The following is a 21079-nucleotide window of genomic DNA, read 5'->3' on the forward strand; positions in this document are numbered from 1 at the left end:
GGGAAAAGGTGGTGGAGGAATTCGTTATGCAAGGGATAAAGGATTATTTACATCCAAAGGAAGATGTACAGTCCGTGATTGAAGGCTTTCAATCCGGAATGAAAGAACAAATGGTGGCGGGTCTATCCGGAGCCTCCAGGAGCCTGATGATTTCTCTTCTTCAGCAATCCCTGGATCGTCCGGTTATTCTTGTCACTCATCAATTGATACAAGCACAGCAGCTGTATGACGACATGCAGGAGCTTGCAGACCCTGATCAGGTTCATTTGTATCCGGTCAATGAACTGATTGCATCGGAAATCGCTGTTGCGAGTCCTGAACTCCGCAGTCAGAGAATCGAAGCGCTCAGCCAGTGGCTGAATCAGGAAAAGGGTGTATTGATCGCACCTGTAGCTGCTTTGAAACGGATGATGCCGCCGCAATCCTATTGGGAGCGTAACCTGCTCCCTTTTCGTGTTGGAGAAGAAATCAACCTGGAGGATTACCTGGAACGGTTTATCAGTATGGGGTATGAGCGTACGGAAATGGTGGCGACCCCGGGGGAGTTCTCTCTTCGTGGGGGAATTCTGGATGTGTATCCGTTAACGGCGGAGTTTCCGTACCGGATCGAATTGTTTGATACAGAGGTGGATTCCATCCGGACCTTTGATTCAGAAACCCAGCGCTCCCATCAAAAGGTGGAGGCTGTCACCATCGGGCCGGCGACAGAACTGCTGTTGACGTCCGAGGACTTTACAAGAGCCCACCATCGTCTGGAAAACGCACTGGCTCATTCCTTGAAGAAGCTGACACAGACCGAAGCCAAGGAAACGTTGAGCCGGGTCATTGATCATGACCTGGAGCGTCTGAAGCAGCAGGAACGATTCCAGGAAATGTATAAGTACATTGAAATGTTCTATGAGGAGCCTGTCAGTCTACTAGACTACTTGTCTAAGGACGGGCTTATCGTTTTAGATGAGATGAGCCGGATACAGGAAACCGCCCACCGTCTGGATCAGGAAGAGGGTGAATGGCTGCAGAGCATGCTCGAGGCGAATCAGTCGGTACGCGATCTCCGCTTATCCTTTGACTGGCAGGATACGTGGAATAAAATGGAACACCCCCGTCTTTATTTATCTGTTTTTATGCGTCATATTGCCAATACCCAGCCTCAGAACATCGTCAATATTTCCAGTCGGCAGATGCAGCAGTTCCACGGACAGATGAATTTATTGAAAAATGAGATGGACCGCTGGGAGAAGCAGGACTACTCTGTCGTGATTCTCGCACCGGACGAAAACCGCCAGGAGAAGATCCAGGGAGTGCTGGCGGATTACGATATTGAAGCTGTTCCTGCTAAAGGGGAACCGGAACTCCCGCTTGTGAAACCGACCATTGTGATCGGCAACATCAGCAGCGGTTTTGAATGGCCGATGCACAAGGTGGCCGTTCTGACGGAAAAAGAATTGTTCAAAAAGCGGACGGCCAAGCCGAAACGCAGACAGAAAATGTCCAACGCCGAACGGATCAAAAACTATCAGGAGCTTAAAGTCGGTGATTATATTGTGCACGCCAGTCACGGAATCGGGAAATACCTCGGAATTGAAACGCTGAAAATGGGAGGAAGTCATAAGGACTTCCTGATGGTGAATTACTCGGGGAACGACAAATTGTATGTCCCGATCGATCAGATCGATATGATCCAGAAATATGTCGGTTCTGAAGGCAAGGAACCGAAAGTGTATAAACTGGGCGGCAGTGAATGGAAAAAAGTCAAAAGCCGTGTGCAGTCCTCTGTTGAAGATATTGCTGATGACTTGATCGAACTGTATGCCGAGCGTGAAGCATCCAAAGGGCATGCCTTTCAGGAAGACGGCGAAATGCAGCGTGAATTTGAAGCAGCTTTCCCGTATGAGGAAACCGAGGATCAGCTCCGCTGTATCGAAGAGATCAAGGCAGACATGGAACAGATCCGTCCGATGGACCGGCTGCTCTGCGGGGACGTCGGCTACGGGAAAACCGAAGTGGCGATCCGCGCCGCCTTCAAAGCGATTGCAGAAGGCAAACAGGTGGCTCTGCTCGTTCCGACGACGATTCTTGCGCAGCAGCATTATGAGACGCTTCAGGAGCGCTTTCAGGGCTTCGGAGTCAATGTAGGCCTTATGAGCCGCTTCCGTACGAAAAAGCAGCAGAAGGAGACGACAGACCGGTTGAGAAAAGGACTGGTTGACGTCGTCGTCGGTACCCACCGGGTTCTTTCCAAGGACGTCGAGTTCAAGGACCTTGGTCTCTTAATTGTGGATGAAGAGCAGCGTTTCGGAGTGAAGCATAAAGAGAAAATCAAACAGTTGAAGAACAATGTCGACGTTTTGACCCTTACAGCGACGCCGATCCCACGAACCCTGCACATGTCGATGCTCGGCGTTCGTGATTTGTCCGTGATTGAAACGCCGCCGGCCAACCGATTCCCGATCCAGACGTACGTACTGGAATACAACCCGATCTTCCTGAGGGAAGCAGTGGAACGGGAAATGGCAAGGGACGGTCAGGTGTTCTTCCTGTTTAACCGGGTGGAGAATATTGAACGGATGGCGCAGGAGATTGCTGAACTTGTTCCGGAAGCACGGGTAAGCTTTGCTCATGGACAGATGAATGAAACGGAACTGGAGAACGTTATGTTCTCCTTCCTCGGCGGGGAGTCTGACGTGCTTGTCAGTACGACGATCATTGAAACAGGGGTGGACATTCCAAACGTGAACACCTTGATTGTCTATGATGCGGACCGGATGGGGCTTAGTCAGCTGTATCAGCTGCGTGGACGTGTCGGACGTTCCAACCGTGTAGCCTACGCGTACTTTACGTATCAGAAGGACAAGGTGCTCACAGAAGTAGCAGAAAAAAGGCTCCAGGCGATCAAAGAATTCACCGAGCTTGGATCCGGGTTCAAGATTGCCATGCGTGACTTGTCCATCCGTGGAGCCGGTAACCTGCTCGGTTCCCAGCAGCACGGGTATATCGATTCGGTCGGCTTTGATATGTATTCCCAAATGCTCAAAGATGCGATCGAAGCGAAGCGTCAAGGCAAAAAGCCGGAAGAAGTCCAGCCTTTCCAGCCGGAGCTTGATTTGAGCGTGGATGCCTATATTCCGGATGATTACATCGCTGATGAAAAACAGAAAATCGATATGTACAAATTGTTCCAGGCGGTGGAGTCTGTCGAGGATATTCAGGACCTCAGGGATGAGCTGATCGACAGGTTCGGGGACTACCCGGGAGAAGTGGAAAATCTCTTCCGTGTCTCCAGCATCAAGCTGCAGGCGAAGCGGGCCAGGATTGAATCCGTCGCAGAGAAGAAGAAGAAAATCGAAATGGTGATGGAAGCGGAACAGAGCCGTGACATCGATGGATCCAAATTGTTCGACTTTGCCAACTCTTATGGAAGGATGGTTCAGCTCGGCACCGAGGACAGCCAGCTGAAGGTGACCTTCACATGGGACCGCAAACAGGAATTCGACCGCTACAGGCTTGTGGAAGAATTCATCGGCCGTCTGCCGGAGATGATGAGAGAAACAACAACAGCCTGATAAATATCACCCTGTGCCTGCGGGGTGGTCCGGCTTGGAGAGAAACCCTGTGTTTTTCTCCAGGCTTTTTTTATGCCTCCAGGAGTATAGATCATTCCTTATCCGCGGATGAGCGTCCAAGTTTGAAGCTGATTTTTAACAAGTTGAAAATCAGAGGGGTTCTATCCTGCTTGAGGATAGGTTTACATTATTTATGAAAAAAACCAGACCAAGGGTGTATAGGTTTTTATTGCTGACCCATACTATCGTTAATCACCCGCTTGTTCTGCTTGCTCTTCAACAGGAGAAGGAAAGGTAGTCATCACAGAAAAGGAGGCAGCATAAAAGAATGAAAGCAACTGGTATTGTACGTCGTATTGATGATCTAGGCCGTGTTGTTATTCCGAAAGAAATCCGCCGCACCCTCAGAATCCGTGAAGGAGATCCTCTGGAAATATTCGTGGACAGAGAAGGGGAAGTCATTCTGAAAAAATATTCCCCGATCAGTGAACTGGGTGATTTTGCGAAGGAATATGCGGAAGCCTTAAGTGAGTCCCTGGAATCCCCTGTTCTTATATGTGACCGGGACGAGTATATTGCTGTGGCTGGTGGAGGCAAAAAAGAATACATGAACCGGTCGATCGGATCAAAAGTGGAGGAAGTGATGGACTCGCGGTCCATGGCTTCTGAAAAGCATCCGGATCCAGTGGAATTCGTCCGCGGGCAGGAAGAAGACGTCATTTCCTATCTTATTCATCCTATCATCGCCCAGGGAGACCCCATTGGCTGTGTGATTGCGTTCAATAAAGAAGGAGCACCTCTTGAAGGCGGCGCAGATAAGGCGGTCCAGACGGCAGCAAGTTTTCTCGCCAAACAGATGGAATAACACGAAGGTCAGGCCGATGGTCTGGCCTTTTCCTATGATATAATGGAAGTTCTGAACACATACATATGAGGAGAACGTTCCAAAATGACTCGAACATCTACACCATCTATTTTAAAAGGCGCCTTCATTCTTTCTATGGCTGGTTTGATCAGCAAAGTCATCAGCGCCGGCTACCGGGTGCCCCTGCAGAATCTGACCGGGGATCTTGGGTTTTATGTATATCAGCAGGTCTATCCGATTCTCGGAATGGCCCTGGTGCTGGCTTTGTACGGTTTCCCCGGTGCGATTTCAAAATTCATATCCGATCGGGACCACACCGGCGGTCCTGCGTCCCTTCCATCTTTTTATCTGCCTGTATTCCTTCTGCTTACAGCCTTTAGTTTGGTCATCGTGGCTGCCGGCTGGATGCAGGCTCCCCGGCTGGCCCGTTGGATGGACGATCCACACCTGACACAGGCCGTCCGCACATCTTTTTGTGTCTTTCTGTTTATTCCTGTGATTTCTATTCTTCGGGGCGTTTTTCAGGGGAAAAACGATATGACTCCGACCGCTGTATCCCAGATCGTGGAGCAGGTCTTTCGAGTGGCTGTTATTATCACCACGGCTCTTGTGGTTTCCCGAAGCGGAGATTTGTACCACATCGGAACCGGAGCGGCCTATGGAAGTATGGCAGGAGCGGCAGCAGCTTCTCTTGTCCTTTTCCTTTGGATGATCAAAAAAAGGGGAGTATGGACTTTTCAGCGCTCTCCTGTCCAGGCTTCCTTCAGCAGACACATCCTTCTGTATGGAGTATTGATTTCCTTTAACTATATGCTGCTGTTGTCCCTGCAGCTTGTCGATGCCTTTACCCTTGTTCCGCAGCTGATTCAGAACGGGTATCATCCGGAAGAGGCGAAGGTTGTAAAGGGGATTTATGACCGGGGACAGCCATTGATTCAATTGGGTACCATCCTGGCTTCTTCCCTTGCTCTTGCTTTGATTCCTTCTGTGACACGTCGGCGGATGGAGGAGAATCCGGAGTTGGTCCGGTCTTCGATTGCCAGTGCTGGAAAAATCACACTCTACCTCGCCACCGGAGCGGCCGCCGGGTTGATCTTCCTTTTTCCTGATGTGAACGAGGTCTTTTTCCAGGATGCTGCTGGGAGCGGTTATTTACGCGTACTGATGCTCGTTATCATTGCCAGTTCACTGTCCATTACGACTGCTTCTGTCCTGCAGGGACTCGGGCGGATCCGTCACACAGCTGTTCTTGTCATGGCCGGGATCGGTGTGAAGGGAGCGGCTAATTTTCTATGGATACCATCGGGCGGTATTTACGGTGCTTCTCTTGCTTCATTAACCGCTGTTACTTTTGTTTTGTTTGGAAATATCGTAATCTTAAGGAAAGATCTTTCATTATGGAGATGGCGGTACCTTCCGTGGGGACCCCTGGCCCTTGCCGTTGCAGGAATGTCTGCAGGATTGTACATAAGCAGGGGAGCGGCCAAAGCTTTATTCGCCCTGGATGGCCGGCTGCCTCTTCTTCTTTATATTCTGGCCCTATCTGTCGGGGGAGCTGTAGTCTTCGTCCTGATTCTGATCAGGACCGGGGGTTTTACAAGAAAGGAGCTAGAAGCTCTTCCCTCGAGTAACCGGTTGATTCAATTATTACCGAAAGGATGAAAACGATGCAGACGATTAAAATTTTCGGACTGGGCGCCTCCGGGCTGGACCAGCTTCCGCTTGGTGTATACAGGCAGCTGACGCAGGCCGGTGTCCCGCTCACTGCAAGGACGCTGGATCATCCTGTCGTAACAGAGCTTGTCCAGGAAGGGCTCTCGATCGAAAGCTTCGATGCCGTATATGAGGAGCACGAAAGCTTCGGCAGCGTATATGAAGAAATCACCACCCGTCTTCTGGACCGGCCGGAAGACAAGATCTTCTATCTAGTTCCCGGCCACCCGATGATGGCGGAAAAAACGGTACAGCTTCTTTTAGAAAAGGAAAGAGAAGGGGAAATAAACGTAGAGATTGAAGGAGGGCAGAGCTTCCTGGATGCCACCTTCACCACCCTCGGCATCGACCCGATTGAAGGTTTCCAGCTTGTCGATGCGACCGATATCAAGCGTGAGCAGCTGGTGTATACAAGCCATCTGATTTTATGTCAGGTCTATGATGCGATGACCGCATCTGAAGTGAAATTAACGCTGCTTGAGGATCTTCCGGCTGCGCATCCGGTAACCATTGTTACAGCGGCAGGGGGAAGCGGTGAGCTTGTCCGGACGGTTCCTTTAGAAGAGCTTGACAGGAGCGTGGAGGTCGACAACCTGACAAGTGTCTATGTCCCTCCTCTAGAAAAGTCCCTTCTCAATCACCAGTTTTTCCGGCTCAGGGAAGTGATCCGGATTCTGCGGAGCCCGGAAGGATGTCCGTGGGACCGGAAGCAGACCCACGAGTCGCTGCGGAAGTATTTGATCGAGGAAACCTACGAATTCATCGACGCCGTCAACCAGGAGGACGATGATCAGATGGTGGAAGAGCTCGGGGATGTGCTTCTACAGGTGATGCTGCACAGTCAAATCGGTGAAGATGAAGGATATTTTACCATTGATGACGTAATAGTATCGATAACGGATAAAATGATCCGCCGCCATCCGCACGTCTTCGGGGAAGGTCAGGCAGACACGACGGACGAAGTGCTGACGAACTGGGATGCGATCAAAAAGCAGGAAAAGGGAGATAAATCCCCCCGCCTTTTGGACTCCGTACCGGAAAGTTTCCCAGCTCTCCTGCAGGCGGAGGAACTGCAGAAAAAGGCGGCCAAGGTCGGTTTCGACTGGGAGGATGTTGCTCCTGTTTTAGAGAAAGTGGAGGAAGAATGGCAGGAGTTTCAGGAAGCGTTAACCTCCGGGGACCGGGAGGAAATGGAGAAGGAGTTCGGAGATTGGCTGTTTGCCATTGCCAACCTCGCCCGCCATTACCGCCTGAACAGTGAAAATGCCCTGCAGCGGACCAACCGTAAATTCCGGATGAGGCTGTCGTCCATGGAAGAATCGGTGGAGGGCAGCGGCAGGAAACTGGAGGATTACGAGTTAGATGCTTTGGAAGAGTTATGGGTACAAGCGAAAGCCAAACATAAAGGAGCGGAATAAAGCATGCGTTTAGATAAATTTCTAAAAATCTCGCGGTTAATTAAGCGTCGTACGCTGGCCAAGGAAGTAGCCGATCAGGGACGGATCAGCATCAACGGCGCGCAGAGTAAAGCGGCCAGTAACGTAGCCGTCGGCGATGAGCTGACGATTCAGTTCGGTCAGAAGGTACTGACCATTGAAATTAAGGATTTGAGAGAGAACGTCAACAAAAATGAAGCGGCTTCCTTATATGAAATCAAAAAGGAAGAACCTGTGAATCAGGATTAATCTGATGAACCACCTCCCCGGGGGGAGGCAGACGGACTGTCGAGGGAATTCTCGGCAGTCTTTTTTACGTATGAGCCCTTTCGATGGGAGAGGCAGGGTCCAAGTCATAATCCTTCTCTTTTTTTCATAGTTTGTACAAGAGAAGGAGGCTGTTAAGATGGAGAGCTATGAGAAAAACCATGGGGTAAGGACTCAGCAGCAGGTCGATCATCATGTAAAAGTTTGGAACCGGAGAAATGTTGAAATATCAGGCGTCAAAGAAGTGGACAGCTTCGATAGTGAAGAATTTCTACTGCAGACGAATATGGGGTATCTCGTCATCCGCGGCCAGAACCTGCAGATGAAAAACCTGGACCTTGAATCCGGGGTGGTTTCCATAAAAGGCAAAATGCACGAAATGACTTATTTGGACGAGCACCAGGGGGAGAAAGCTAAAGGTTTGTTTAGCAAGCTGTTCAAATGACCCTCACGACGCAGTTTATGACGATCCTTTCCATGATCGGGGGAGGGATGTTCGTTGGAGCATCCCTGGATACCTTCGAACGTTTTTTTCATAAGCGCAATAAACAGAGCTGGCTCGAGCTCCTGTATCAGCTTGGTTTCTGGCTGGCTCAGGCGGCCTTTCTTTTTTACCTGCTTTATCTTGTGAATTACGGTGAGCTCCGGGTGTATGTATTTGTAGCGGTCGTATGTGGGTTTGCCGCTTATCGCGCATTATTTCAGCGCCTCTACTTACGTTCGCTTGAACTTTGGATAAAGATCTGCACGGCCGTTCTCACCTTTTTGAAAAAGACGGTGTATTATCTTGTATACATCCCTGCGAAATCCATCATTTTCCTTATTATTTCTTTACTTCTTGGCGTTTATAAGATACTTTTAAAGGGTATCATTATATTGTTTATTGTCGCTTTTTATCCAATCAAACTGCTTTTTCGATTGATTTGGCGTTTCCTGCCGAAAAACATGAAAATTTACTTAAGTGAATTAGCAGGGTTTTTGGAAAAGATGAAGAATATAATGATCAGTTGGGTAAAACGATTCAAAAAGTAAAGGAGGACGAACTTTCATGGCAAAGAGACAGCAGGAGTCGGTGGCTCGTCTGGATTCTACATACATGCAGCATTATGATGCCTATATGGACAGACATCAGCGGAAGAAAAAGCGCCTGATACGCCGTCTCGCAATGTTTGCCCTGTTAGTGTCGATCGTAGCTGGATCCATGGTGTTTTACCATGTGAAGCAGCAGTCACTTTATGCACAGAAACATGAGGAATTCGAACAGTTGAAACAGGATATGAGTGTTTTGGAAAAAGAGGAGAAGGATTTGAAGGAGGAAATTGACCTTCTGAATGATGAGGAGTACGTTCTCCAAATTGCCAGGACCAATTATTTCTTCTCTAAAGAAGGCGAAATTATCTTTAAAATGCCTGATGAGGATCCGTCTTATTGACACTCTTTTCAAAGCTTATATATAATATATAAGAAGATATATTCTTATCGAAATTTTAAGGAGGAGCATTTTTTTTATGTCAATTGAAGTAGGCAGCAAGCTGCAGGGTAAGGTAACGGGAATCACTAATTTCGGAGCGTTCGTCGAGCTGCCGGATGGCAAGACGGGTCTGGTTCACATTAGTGAAGTTGCCGACAACTACGTAAAAGACATTAATGAGCACCTGAGTCAGGGAGACCAGGTGGAAGTAAAGGTTATTAATGTCGGAGATGATGGGAAGATCGGTCTTTCCATTAAGAAAGCAAAAGAGAACCAAAACCGTCGTCCGCCAAAACCTCGTAAGCCGGCTGAATCATTCGAACAGAAGATGAACCGTTTTATCAAGGATAGCGACGAACGTTTAGCATCACTGAAGAAGCACACGGAGTCCAAACGTGGAGGTCGAGGTGCTAAAAGAGGATAGCTTGCTGTCTAGGACAATGAGTAAAAGGTGCGCATCTTTTATATAAAAGGAACCCATCCAAATGTGGATGGGTTCCTTTTTTTATTTTTCTAAAGCAGAGGCGGTTTACAAGGTTGAAATGATGGGATCATTATGAATATAATATTTCATAATTATTTGTTTATGAAATAATAATTTCAAAATGTGGAGGGGTTTGTTGTGAATAGACAGAAAGAGTATCCGGACCATAGAACGATGCAGCAGTCAGCCGAAGCCTATGCAAGAGCTGAAAAGGTCATTCCCGGCGGTGTGACCGCTAATATCAAGTATTTCGATCCACACCCCATTTTTATGAAAAAGGCGGCAGGCAGCCATCTGTATGATGCTGACGGCAACCATTATGTGGATTACCTGCTGTCCTATGGGGCGCTGATTCACGGGCATGGCCATCCTTCCATCAAAAAGGCTGTTATCCGCCAGATGGAGGAGGATGGAACGACGATTTACGGGACACCTCACGAAGGGGAGGTTGAGATGGCGGAACAGCTTTGTTCGTTATATCCAGGCATGGAACGGGTCCGGTATACCAACTCAGGACTGGAAGCCACGCTGCTCGCACTGAGAGTCGCTAAAGCCTATACGGGCCGGCCGAAAATAGCAAAGTTTGAAGGGCATTATCATGGAGGGTATGATCAAGTATTATGGAGTATCCATCCGGATGAGCAGGAAGCAGGAGATGCGGAAGAGCCGAATCCGGTTCCTGAATCGAGTGGTCTTCCAGAGTATTATCAGGATCATACCATCATTCTTCCGTTTAACGACCTGGAATCGACAGAACGGATCCTGCGCCGTCATGCCGGGGAAATATCCGCCCTTATGATGGAGCCTGTTCAGGGCGGTTACATACCGGCGGATCAGTCATTTATGGACGGCGTGCGCCGCGTGACGAAAGAGCTTGGCATTCTGCTGATTATGGATGAAGTGAAAACAGGCTTCCGCCTATCTCTTGGAGGGGCCCAGAAAACGTATGGCATCATCCCTGATTTGACGGCACTCGGGAAAGTGCTGGGCGGAGGTTTTCCTGTCGGTGCCGTCGGAGGAGCAGAGCACGTCATGGAGGTCCTGAATCCGAAGCGGAGTTATGATGTAATGTCCGGCAGTTCATCCGATCAGCCGCGTGCTCTGTTCCACAGCGGTACCTACAATGGTCATCCGACCGTACTGGCTGCCGGGATGGCGACGATCGATCTGCTTCAGCAGAGGGGCGTCATGGAAGACCTGATGACTAAGACGCACAAACTGCGCAAACACCTGGAAGACTTGTATAAGGTCATGGGAGTACCAATGAAAACGGTAGGGACGGGGAGTATTTTCAACGTGATGATGACAGATGGGGATATCCGTAACTACCGTGATCTTCAACACGTGGACATGACGTTCAGGAAGCGTGTGGATGAGCGTCTGCTTCAGCTCGGTGTGTATACGAAACCGCTCAACCGTTATTCAATGTCTACTGTGCATACGGAAGCAGACATACAATTTACTGTAGATGCACACGAAAAAGCGGTCAAGAACGTGAAAGGGTGACAGCTGCTGTGAAGAATGAACCGAATATATATGAGACGATCCGCCGGTCTCTTCCGGAGATGAGCCGCTCCCACAAAAAAGTGGCGGCCATTCTGCTGGACCGGCCGGATGAAGTTGTTTTCCTGAATGTCAGCCAGCTGGCCGCTATGGCCGAGGTTAGTGACGCGACGATCACACGGTTTGTCGTTTTTCTTGGCTTCCGGGGATTTGCAGAATTCCAGGAGGCGATCCAATCATCATTAAAGCAGCAATGGAAGACGAGTGAACGGTTAATAAAGACAGGGAACACTTCCCCTTCATTTGAATCCGTGCTCAAAGAAGACATCAGGGAAATGGAAGAGACGATGGACAGGCTGGATGAAAAGGAGCTGATGAAAGCGGTCCATGCTTTATGGAAGGCTGATAAAATATGGATTGCTGCGAACCGGAGTGCAGAAGCATTAGGGGGATTCCTTCATTACTATTTGGAAAAGGTGGTCGATGATGTCCGCATGATTCACTCCGTGGAGAGGGATGCGGATCTTCTGGCACGTCTCGGTAAACAGGATGTGGTGATCGGGATCAGTTTTCCACGGTACAGCAAAAGTACCGTCGACATCCTTGCATATGCTTGTGAGGAGGGGGTAGAAACAGTGGCGCTTACGGATACCCTTTCCTCTCCTCTTTCCGCTTATGCGGATACGGTTCTCACAGCAAAGAGCCGGATGCAATCTTATATTGATACGTTTACAGCGCCGCTCAGCGTCATTCAGGCACTGCTCGTACAGATCGGGAAGGAAAGAGAAGAAGAAACGGAAAAGCGTCTCGAGCATCTGGAATCGATCTGGGAGAAATTCGATGTGTTTTATTGAGGATCTGCAAAGAAAAAGAACATAGAAAAAACGCCTTCCAAATTGGAAGGCGTTTTTCTGGACAAGAATGTTTCCGATGACCCGTACGGGATTCGAACCCGTGATACCGCCGTGAAAGGGCGGTGTCTTAACCACTTGACCAACGGGCCAATATAACGTTTTTGAAAAAATAGTAGCGGCGGAGGGGATCGAACCCCCGACCTCACGGGTATGAACCGTACGCTCTAGCCAGCTGAGCTACACCGCCATGTGTTTGAAGTGATGTTGTCTCGCAACGTCACAAAAAATATAGTACACCATGATAGAAAAAGAGTCAACAACCAATAAAAAAATCAGACAACTCTGTTTATTTCGCTAGGGAAAGAGGGGGATTTTTGGGAGGGGATGGATGTGCCCGGCATACATTTTGTAGAATCTGATGCGGCTTCTGAGAAAAGCATCGAAGTTTTTGTTTCTGCTCTCTTGTTGTTTTGACAAAATGCTTCTTCTTCATGTGGTTTAATAGGTTTCACAAAGAAGGAGTGATAAACATGTTAGAAACAGTTTCGAAGCAGGAAAATCGTCAATCAGCTGTCCGAAGTTCGAGAATGGTTCAAGGCTTCCAAAGAGCTTCTTTCCGTACAGTTTCGTTTATGGCCGACAAAGGAGTCTTCCACATGGTCCTCGCCCTGCTGCTTGGACGAGCTATTATTCTATCATCCATGGCCCCTTTCGGTGTCGCTTTCCTGTCGGTGATCTGGTGGATGAAGCGTCCGCTCGTCATACCCGTAACGATCATGATGGCGGCAGGGGCTTCTACATACAGCTACGCGCATGCGGGTTTTATTGTAGGGGCGTCGACGGCTTTTTTGCTCTTAAGCCTGGGGCTGCGCAAAACAAGTCACCCCCAGAAGTGGCTCCCGGCTTTGGCATTAATGGCAAGCTTGATTCCCCGCACCGTCAGCCTCGCTTTACTGGACCGCTGGCAGCTCTATGAAATTACATTGATGGCTGCCGAAGGAATACTGAGCTTCATCCTTGTCCTTATCTTTATGCAGAGCATTCCGATTTTAACACCCCAGAGGTTTCAGCCTACGTTGAAAAACGAAGAGATTGTCTGCCTCATTATATTACTCGCTTCCGTTTTGACAGGATTGATCGGGTGGCAGATCCAGGGCGTAGCCGTCGTGGATGTATTTGCCCGGTACCTTGTCATTCTGCTCGCCTATATTGCCGGGGCTGCCATCGGTTCAACCGTTGGAGTCGTCACAGGTCTGGTGCTGAGTTTATCGAATATGGATCATATTTATCAAATGAGTCTGCTGGCTTTTTCCGGCCTGCTTGGCGGGCTCTTGAAGGAGGGGAAAAAAGCAGGAGTCAGTGCCGGTCTGGTGGTCGGCACCCTTTTAATCGGTTTTTATATGGGCAGTGACACAGAACTGCCGGCTTCCTTATGGGCAACGGCCTGGGCCGTGGCGTTGTTTGTTCTCACGCCGAACTCCTGGGTGAAACAGTTGTCCAAGTATGTTCCGGGCACAGATGAACATTTTTCGGAACAGCAGAAATACTTACAAAAAGTCCGGGATGTCACGGCTGTAAGGGTCGGGAAATTTTCGGACGTTTTTCAGGCTTTATCAAGAAGTTTCACATATCTGGAGTCTCCAAAGGAGGAAAGCGGTGAAGCGGAGGAGATCGATTACTTCTTGAGCCATGTCACAGAAAAGACCTGTCAGTCCTGTTTTATGAAGGAAAAGTGCTGGGTGCGGAACTTTGATGACACCCATAATTTGATGACTGATTTGATGCATGAACTGGATGAGAAAGGAGAGGCGGGCAGGGGCCTGCGAAAAAGTGTGGATCAGCACTGCGTCAAGCCGCAGAAGCTGATTGATACGATGAATCACGAGTTGTCTTTTTATCATGCCAACCGGCAGTTGAAACGGCAGGTGCTGGAGAGCCGGCGCTTCGTGGCGGAACAGCTGCAGGGGGTTTCGGAGGTGATGGATAATTTCGCTCAGGAAATCGTGAAAGAACGCGAGCACCACGAAAAAAAGGAGCATGTCATTTATCGTGCTCTTGAACGAATGGGGATGGTAATTCAGAAACTCGAAATCTATTCACTGGATGAAGGGAACATGGACCTTGAACTGATTGTAGAAATTGATAATTACCGCGGAGAAGGAGCGAAAATTATTGCACCGGTATTGTCTGACATTCTGGGAGAGACGATTGTCGTAACGATGGAGGAAATCTCTCCTTATCCGCAGGGCAGGTGTTACCTTTCGTTTGGCTCCGCCAAACATTACGCCATTGAATCCGGAGTGGCGCATGCAGCCAAAGGGGGCGGGTTTGTATCCGGAGATAGTTTTACGATGATGGAACTGGGCAGAGGGAAATATGCCCTGGCGATCAGTGATGGAATGGGTAACGGGGAACGTGCTCATGAAGAAAGTATGGAAACGCTGCGTCTGCTCAAGCAGATTTTACAGTCCGGCATCCAGGAATCAGCAGCGATCCAATCGATTAACTCCATCCTGTCGCTTCGTACGAATGATGAAATTTTTTCAACATTGGATTTAGCTGTGATTGATCTGCATCAGGCGACATCCAAGTTTATTAAAGTCGGGAGCACCCCGAGTTTTATAAAAAGAGGAGATAAAATCCACACCGTCGAAGCCGGGAATCTGCCAATGGGCATTATCCCGGACGTGGATGTAGATGTAAGGAGTGAACAGCTGAAAGCCGGGGACTTCCTCATTATGATGAGCGACGGCATACTGGAAGCACCGCGTCAGATTGAAAACGTGGAAATGTGGATCAAACGGAAGATCCGCGAAATATCGAGTCAGGATCCACAGGTGATGGCTGATCTGCTCCTGGAAGAAGTGATCCGTACCCATTCGGGTGACATTGTCGATGATATGACGATCATCGTAGCGAGAATCGATCATTATCTCCCGGAGTGGGCGTCCATTCCTTCAGAGAAAAAAGAGGCCTGACCGCGTATAGAACCCCTCCTTTTCGGCGAAGATGGAAGCAACGAAACAGGAGGGAGCATCATTATGAAAACAGGGCGACTGAAGCAGATACTGTTGTTAACCGATGGATGTTCAAATCACGGGGAGGACCCCGCCGCAGTGGCAGCACTGGCAAGAAGCCAGGGGATAACGGTGAACGTGATTGGTGTTCTCGACGACCGGCAGAACAGCAGGCCGCAGGGGCTTGATGAAGTAGAAGCGATTGCCGAGGCAGGCGGGGGCATCAGTCAGATCGTGTATCAAAAAAGTCTGTCCCAGACCGTGCAGATGGTGACGAAACAGGCGATGACCCAGACGATACAGGGTATCGTCAATAAAGAGCTGCAGGAGATTCTGGGAAAAAATCAATCGCTGGAGGAACTTCCTCCTGAGCAGCGGGGAGAAGTTGTGGAAGTCGTTGATGAGCTTGGGGAAAGCAGTGCTCTGGAGGTGCTGGTGCTCGTGGACGTGAGTGCAAGCATGCATCATAAGCTTCCTACAGTGAAAGATGCTCTTTTTGATTTGTCCTTAAGCCTCAATGCACGATCAGGGTCCAATCAGTTCAGTGTCTACACCTTCCCGGATCCGAAACATACGATCCTGCAGATGGTGGACTGGACACCGGAACTGGGAGCGGTCAACCGTTTGTTTTCTAAATTGAACAGCGGCGGCTACACACCGACAGGCCCTGCTCTTCGAGAGGCCCTGTATGCTTTTGCTGCCAAATCAGCCCCTTCCCACTTGGAAGATGGAGAAGATCCTTATGAAGAAACAGGCTGGTAACTTCTCACCGGGCCATCAGGTCCTCGGCAGGTGGAACAAGCACCCATACATCATCATGGAAAAACTCGGTTCAGGAGCGTGCGGCACCGTTTATAAATGCCGCTCGACACGGGGGGAGACGTATGCGCTCAAAATGGGAACCGACAGCTCCAGGATGATGCTTGAGGTGAACATGCTAAAGAAATTCAGCAAGGTCCAAGGGGAAAAACTTGGGCCTTCTTTTGTTGATGTGGATGACTACCGGATGTCCGGGGGGCATCAGCTGCCTTTTTATGTGATGGAATACATAGAAGGAAAGCCCCTGCCTCAGTTTCTGGCGGGGAAGTCGAAAGAATGGGTCGGTATTTGCGCAGCTCAAATTATGGGTGATATTGCCAAGCTTCACGAAGCTGGGTATGTGTTCGGCGATTTGAAAACAGACAATCTACTTGTTTCCGGTTCGCGTGTCCGGCTTATTGACGTCGGGGGTGTGACAGCAGCAGGCAGGGCGATAAAGGAATACACGGAGTTCTATGACCGCGGGTACTGGGGGATGGGTTCCAGGAAGGCCGAACCTTCCTACGATCTATTCGCGATTACGATGATTATGCTGGAAACCGCAGGGGCGGGGCGTTTTGAAAGGGGGTCTTCCCCGAGAAAGACGCTGGAACAGAAACTGGCAGCTGCTCCTGTACTCAAACCATACCGGAAAATCATCCAAAATGGCTGGAAGGGAAAGTACAAGGATGCTTCGGAAATGGAAAAAGATATGGCTGGTGTGCTGCTGTACAAAACACCGTCTTCAACACGTGTCCATTTCCGCGCAGATCAGAAGAAAAAGAGCACCGATTCCGGGGAGTTAACGGCCATCACCTTATTGTCCGTACTGCTTATGGGAGGGTCCTTGATTACTTTTTTCTTGTAACAGCTATTCTTTTGCAGATGGTGAGAAGAGTGATACGATAGGGGAAGATAGAGATAGACAGGAGGAACGTCTGATGGATCACGTTGTCCATTCGTTCATCTCAAAACATCAGTTAATTCAACCGGGACAGACGGTCCTTGCTGCTGTATCCGGAGGGCCGGATTCAACAGCCCTTCTCCATATGCTGACCCAGCTGAGAGAAAAGGTTCCGTTTCACCTCACAGCTGTATCCGTGGATCACGGACTGCGGGGGGAAGAGGCACGGGAAGACCTGGCCTTTGTTCAGACGCTTGCGGATCAATGGGATGTCGAATTTCATGGAACCTCTGTCGATACAGGTTCGTATAAGGAATCATCGGGAAAAGGGACGCAGGAAGCGGCCCGCGATCTCCGTTATCGTTTCTTTGAAGAGCAGATGTATGCCCGGCAGGCGGATGTCCTCGTCATGGGGCATCACGGAGACGACCAGGCAGAGACGCTCATGATGCAGATGGTCCGTTCCGCCAGGCCTGAAGCGGTTCAGGGAATCCCTTTGCGGAGACCGTTTGCCTGCGGTGAAATCGTACGGCCGCTGCTATGTGTCTCCAAGGAACAGCTTCTCCATTATTTGAATGACCGTTCTCTTCCAAGCCGCCATGATCCCTCCAATGATCGGACCGACTACACGCGCAACGCGTTCCGTCACAGGGTGATGCCTTTTTTGAAGGAGCAGAATCCCCGGCTTCATGAGCATGTGCAGGCATTCAGTGAAAGGGCAGCGGAAGAGCGTTCCTACATAAACGAACAGGCTCAGAAGGTGTTGGAATATGTTCATTTTTCGGAGGATGTTGAGAAATTCGTACAATTTTCAAAACAAACCTTCAAAACATTTCCGCTTGCTTTACAAAGGACAGCCTTTCATCTAATATTGAACTATCTGTATGTGAAGCAAAACGAAGACATTTCCTATCTTCATGAAGAAATGTTCATGAACCTGTTAAGGGACGAGAAACCGAACCGTTCCCTTGATTTTCCCGGAGGGTTGAAAGTGGTCCGCGCTTACGATGAGATCACCTTCACATTCGCGGATGAAAACGAGGATTCGTCCTTTCGTTTAATTCTGCACCCCGGGGCCTCTGTCTCCCTTCCGGATGGTTCGTCCGTGGAAGCGGAATGGAGCTGGTGCCCGGAAGAGCCCGATGCCTTCACCTATGTATGTGAGGACTATCACGTAAACCTTCCGCTCATCGTCCGCTCCAGACAGCCCGGAGACCGTATGGAAGTAAGAGGGATGAAGGGGTCAAAAAAAGTAAAAGATATTTTTATTGATCAGAAAATCCCTGCCCGCACCCGCGGGACACTGCCGGTCGTTACCGATCAGACAGGGGAAATTCTCTGGCTTGGCGGCCTGAAAAAAGGCGGCAGGCAGAGAGGCAGGTCTTCAACAGGTCCATGGCTTCGGTTACATTATAAAAACAAAGCAGACGCGTAGGAGGAGCAATCATGCACAACGAAATTGAAAAGGTCTTGATTTCCGAAGAGGAGATCCAGCAGAAATGCAAAGAGATGGGAGCCCGTTTATCCGAGGAGTATAAGGATCGATTTCCTTTGGCTATCGGAGTGCTGAAAGGGGCAACTCCTTTTATGACAGACCTTTTGAAACGGATGGAGACGCATTTGGAAATGGACTTTATGGATGTGTCCAGCTATCACGGTGGAATGGAGTCCTCCGGTGAGGTCAAGATTGTCAAGGACCTTGATACAAAAGTAGAGGGCCGGGATATCCTGATCATTGAAGACATTATTGACAGTGGCCGCACGCTTGCCTATCTTGTCGACTTGTTTAAATATAGAAAGGCGAATTCGATTAAGATCGTCACCCTTCTTGATAAACCGACGGGACGCAGCGCTGATGTAATAGCAGACGTTGTCGGCTTTGAAATACCGGATGAGTTCGTTGTCGGGTATGGTCTGGATTATCAGGAGAAGTATCGGAATCTTCCTTATGTAGGGGTGTTGAAACCTGAAGTATATGGCGGATAGTCCCAGATACTCCGTAAGTGGTTTCAAACGGTTCGTTTCAAGGGTAATTAGTTGTGTCGTCCGTTTTTGTTATGGTAGTATTTACTATAGTTTTTCTCGTTTGGGAGGAGGTAGGCAATGAACCGGATCTTTCGTAATACCATATTTTACTTACTTATCTTCCTCGTTGTTATCGGCGTGGTCGGTTTATTCCGAGGTCAAGGTGATCCGCAGCAAGAGTTAAATGTAAATCAGTTTTACGATAAATTAAACAGCGGTGCCATCGAAGAGATGACAATTCAGCCTGTTAATGGAGTGATTCGAATCACTGGTCAGCTGGAAGGTGCAGAAGAAGGGGAAGAAGCCTTCACCGCACAGATTACAGCGAACGACCAGACACTTTCCAACATTACCGAGACGGCTCAGGAGCAGTCGATCTTAAATGTTGAACAGGAAGAGCAGCCGAGCGCATGGGTGACATTCCTGACATCCATTATTCCGTTTGTCATTATCTTCATTCTCTTCTTCTTCCTGCTTAACCAGGCTCAGGGCGGCGGAAGCCGTGTCATGAACTTCGGTAAGAGCAAGGCGAAGATGTACACCGAAGAGAAGAAAAAAGTACGTTTTAAAGACGTCGCTGGTGCAGATGAAGAGAAGCAGGAGCTTGTGGAAGTAGTTGACTTCCTTAAAGACCCGCGTAAATTCTCTGCTGTTGGTGCACGTATTCCAAAAGGTGTCCTTCTTGTAGGACCACCAGGTACAGGTAAAACATTGCTGGCCCGTGCCGTTGCCGGGGAAGCGGGAGTTCCGTTCTTCTCCATCAGTGGTTCGGACTTCGTTGAAATGTTTGTCGGTGTCGGGGCTTCCCGTGTCCGTGACCTGTTTGAAAACGCCAAAAAGAATGCCCCTGGTATTATCTTTATCGATGAGATCGATGCTGTTGGACGTCAGCGTGGCGCAGGTCTTGGCGGCGGTCACGATGAGCGTGAGCAGACATTGAACCAGCTCCTTGTTGAGATGGACGGTTTCGGAGTCAATGAAGGGATCATCATCATTGCTGCGACCAACAGACCGGACATTCTTGACCCGGCCCTTCTTCGTCCCGGCCGTTTTGACAGACAGATTACTGTCGATCGCCCGGATGTCAAAGGCCGTGAAGCTGTTCTCGCCGTTCATGCGAAGAACAAGCCGCTGTCTGAAAATGTCGATTTGAAGACGATCGCTCTCCGTACACCAGGATTCTCTGGCGCAGACTTGGAGAACCTGTTGAACGAATCAGCTCTTGTAGCTGCCCGTGGAGACAAGAAAAGTGTCGACATGGATGATGTTGATGAAGCTATCGACCGGGTTATTGCAGGCCCGGCTAAGAAGAGCCGTGTCATTTCCAAGAAAGAGCGCGACATCGTGGCCAACCACGAAAGTGGACATACGGTCATCGGTATGGTGCTTGATGATGCTGACATGGTTCATAAAGTAACGATTGTCCCACGAGGTCAGGCCGGCGGTTATGCGGTCATGCTTCCAAAAGAAGATCGTTACTTTATGACAAAACCTGAACTGTTCGACAAAATCACGGGTCTTCTGGGCGGCCGTGTAGCTGAAGAAATCATCTTCGGTGAAGTGAGTACCGGTGCCCACAACGACTTCCAGCGTGCAACAAGCATTGCACGTAAAATGGTTACTGAATACGGCATGAGTGAAAAACTCGGACCGCTTCAGTTCGGATCCAATTCCGGAGGTCAGGTCTTCCTGGGCCGTGACATTCAGAATGAGCAGAACTACAGTGACCAGATCGCTTACGAAATCGATCAGGAAGTGAAGAACTTTATCCAGTACTGTTATGATCGTGCGAAGACGATTCTGACAGAAAACAGAGATAAATTAGAGCTGATTGCCAAAACATTGCTGGAAGTAGAAACTCTGGATGCTACTCAAATCCGTTCCTTGTTTGACAAAGGACGTCTTCCAACAGATGAAGAGCTTGAAGCCCTTGCTAGAGAACACAATGCTAAAATCAAGAACAATACTTCTTCCGGAAGTGACGAAGATGTACGCGTCAACATCCAATCGAAAGATGAAGAAGTCTCTGAAGAGGAACAGGATACCGAAGATTCCTCAACAAATAAAGAAGAAGAGAGCGGGTCAGATTCTGACGATCGTCGTTCTTAATTCAACGAAAAAACCACACCAGCTCCGGCGGTGTGGTTTTTCGTGTCTCATTACAGCAGACGGTTCGGCT

Annotated in this window: 17 protein-coding genes and 2 tRNA genes; 17 read left to right on the plus strand and 2 right to left on the minus strand. The window is 49.1% G+C overall.

All coding sequences use genetic code 11. The annotated features are described in order from the left end of the window. Positions 1-26: 26 nt before the first annotated feature. From mfd to QMA39_RS19270, 11 genes are all read left to right on the plus strand, one after another. Positions 27-3563, plus strand: a complete 3537-nt coding sequence (mfd, locus tag QMA39_RS19220) for a transcription-repair coupling factor (protein ID WP_281659557.1) — start codon at positions 27-29, stop codon at positions 3561-3563. 328 nt (positions 3564-3891) lie between these two features. Further along, positions 3892-4428, plus strand: coding sequence for a stage V sporulation protein T (spoVT, locus tag QMA39_RS19225; RefSeq protein WP_027953477.1), 537 nt, complete (start codon positions 3892-3894; stop codon positions 4426-4428). A gap of 84 nt (positions 4429-4512) precedes the next feature. Beyond that, on the plus strand, positions 4513-6090 hold the full coding sequence (locus tag QMA39_RS19230) for a polysaccharide biosynthesis protein (RefSeq protein WP_281659558.1): 1578 nt from the start codon (positions 4513-4515) through the stop codon (positions 6088-6090). Positions 6091-6095: 5 nt separating this feature from the next. Continuing rightward, entirely contained in the window at positions 6096-7559 is a 1464-nt protein-coding gene (gene mazG, locus QMA39_RS19235) for a nucleoside triphosphate pyrophosphohydrolase (protein ID WP_281659559.1), read from the plus strand. Between the two features lie 3 nt (positions 7560-7562). Next, a complete protein-coding gene (locus tag QMA39_RS19240) occupies positions 7563-7826 on the plus strand; it encodes an RNA-binding S4 domain-containing protein (RefSeq protein WP_027953474.1) in 264 nt (87 codons plus the stop codon). Positions 7827-7983: 157 nt separating this feature from the next. Continuing rightward, a complete protein-coding gene (gene yabP, locus QMA39_RS19245; protein ID WP_027953473.1) occupies positions 7984-8289 on the plus strand; it encodes a sporulation protein YabP in 306 nt (101 codons plus the stop codon). Continuing rightward, positions 8286-8876: a spore cortex biosynthesis protein YabQ gene (gene yabQ, locus QMA39_RS19250; RefSeq protein WP_206936289.1), complete on the plus strand. Its 591-nt coding sequence runs from the start codon at positions 8286-8288 to the stop codon at positions 8874-8876. The genes yabP and yabQ overlap by 4 nt, the downstream gene beginning before the upstream one ends. A gap of 16 nt (positions 8877-8892) precedes the next feature. Further along, positions 8893-9276, plus strand: a complete 384-nt coding sequence (locus QMA39_RS19255; protein WP_281659560.1) for a septum formation initiator family protein — start codon at positions 8893-8895, stop codon at positions 9274-9276. Between the two features lie 76 nt (positions 9277-9352). Continuing rightward, positions 9353-9739 carry a S1 domain-containing RNA-binding protein gene (locus QMA39_RS19260; RefSeq protein WP_027953470.1) on the plus strand — a complete coding sequence of 129 codons (387 nt, stop codon included), beginning with the start codon at positions 9353-9355 and terminating at the stop codon, positions 9737-9739. A 198-nt stretch (positions 9740-9937) separates the two neighbouring features. Further along, complete coding sequence (locus QMA39_RS19265) at positions 9938-11305, plus strand: aspartate aminotransferase family protein (protein ID WP_348646639.1); 1368 nt, start codon at positions 9938-9940, stop codon at positions 11303-11305. A gap of 8 nt (positions 11306-11313) precedes the next feature. Further along, a complete protein-coding gene (locus tag QMA39_RS19270) occupies positions 11314-12156 on the plus strand; it encodes a MurR/RpiR family transcriptional regulator (protein WP_281659561.1) in 843 nt (280 codons plus the stop codon). 77 nt (positions 12157-12233) lie between these two features. Here QMA39_RS19270 and QMA39_RS19275 read toward each other — a convergent pair. Continuing rightward, positions 12234-12305: transfer RNA gene (locus tag QMA39_RS19275), tRNA-Glu, on the minus strand. 24 nt (positions 12306-12329) lie between these two features. Beyond that, positions 12330-12403 (minus strand) — tRNA-Met (locus QMA39_RS19280). 283 nt (positions 12404-12686) lie between these two features. On the opposite strand from QMA39_RS19280, the gene spoIIE reads away from it, so the two are divergent. The 6 genes from spoIIE (at position 12687) to ftsH (ending at position 21009) form a co-directional block, all read left to right on the plus strand. Next, positions 12687-15134, plus strand: coding sequence for a stage II sporulation protein E (spoIIE, locus tag QMA39_RS19285; RefSeq protein ID WP_027953467.1), 2448 nt, complete (start codon positions 12687-12689; stop codon positions 15132-15134). Between the two features lie 63 nt (positions 15135-15197). Continuing rightward, positions 15198-15935 (plus strand): VWA domain-containing protein, encoded by a 738-nt coding sequence (locus tag QMA39_RS19290; protein ID WP_206936291.1) that lies wholly within the window; start codon positions 15198-15200, stop codon positions 15933-15935. Beyond that, positions 15916-16839, plus strand: a complete 924-nt coding sequence (locus QMA39_RS19295) for a protein kinase (protein WP_281659562.1) — start codon at positions 15916-15918, stop codon at positions 16837-16839. Before QMA39_RS19290 ends, QMA39_RS19295 begins: the two co-directional genes overlap by 20 nt. 73 nt (positions 16840-16912) lie before the next feature. After that, the gene (gene tilS / locus QMA39_RS19300) at positions 16913-18310 is read left to right on the plus strand and encodes a tRNA lysidine(34) synthetase TilS (RefSeq protein WP_206936293.1); all 1398 of its coding nucleotides are present in this window, start codon (positions 16913-16915) and stop codon (positions 18308-18310) included. A gap of 11 nt (positions 18311-18321) precedes the next feature. Then, positions 18322-18861, plus strand: a complete 540-nt coding sequence (gene hpt / locus QMA39_RS19305; RefSeq protein ID WP_281659563.1) for a hypoxanthine phosphoribosyltransferase — start codon at positions 18322-18324, stop codon at positions 18859-18861. A 117-nt stretch (positions 18862-18978) separates the two neighbouring features. Beyond that, entirely contained in the window at positions 18979-21009 is a 2031-nt protein-coding gene (ftsH, locus tag QMA39_RS19310) for an ATP-dependent zinc metalloprotease FtsH (RefSeq protein WP_027953462.1), read from the plus strand. Positions 21010-21079 lie beyond the last annotated feature (70 nt).

It is taken from the genome of Halobacillus sp. Cin3 (assembly GCF_947311855.1).
GTDB lineage: Bacteria > Bacillota > Bacilli > Bacillales > Halobacillaceae > Halobacillus > Halobacillus kuroshimensis.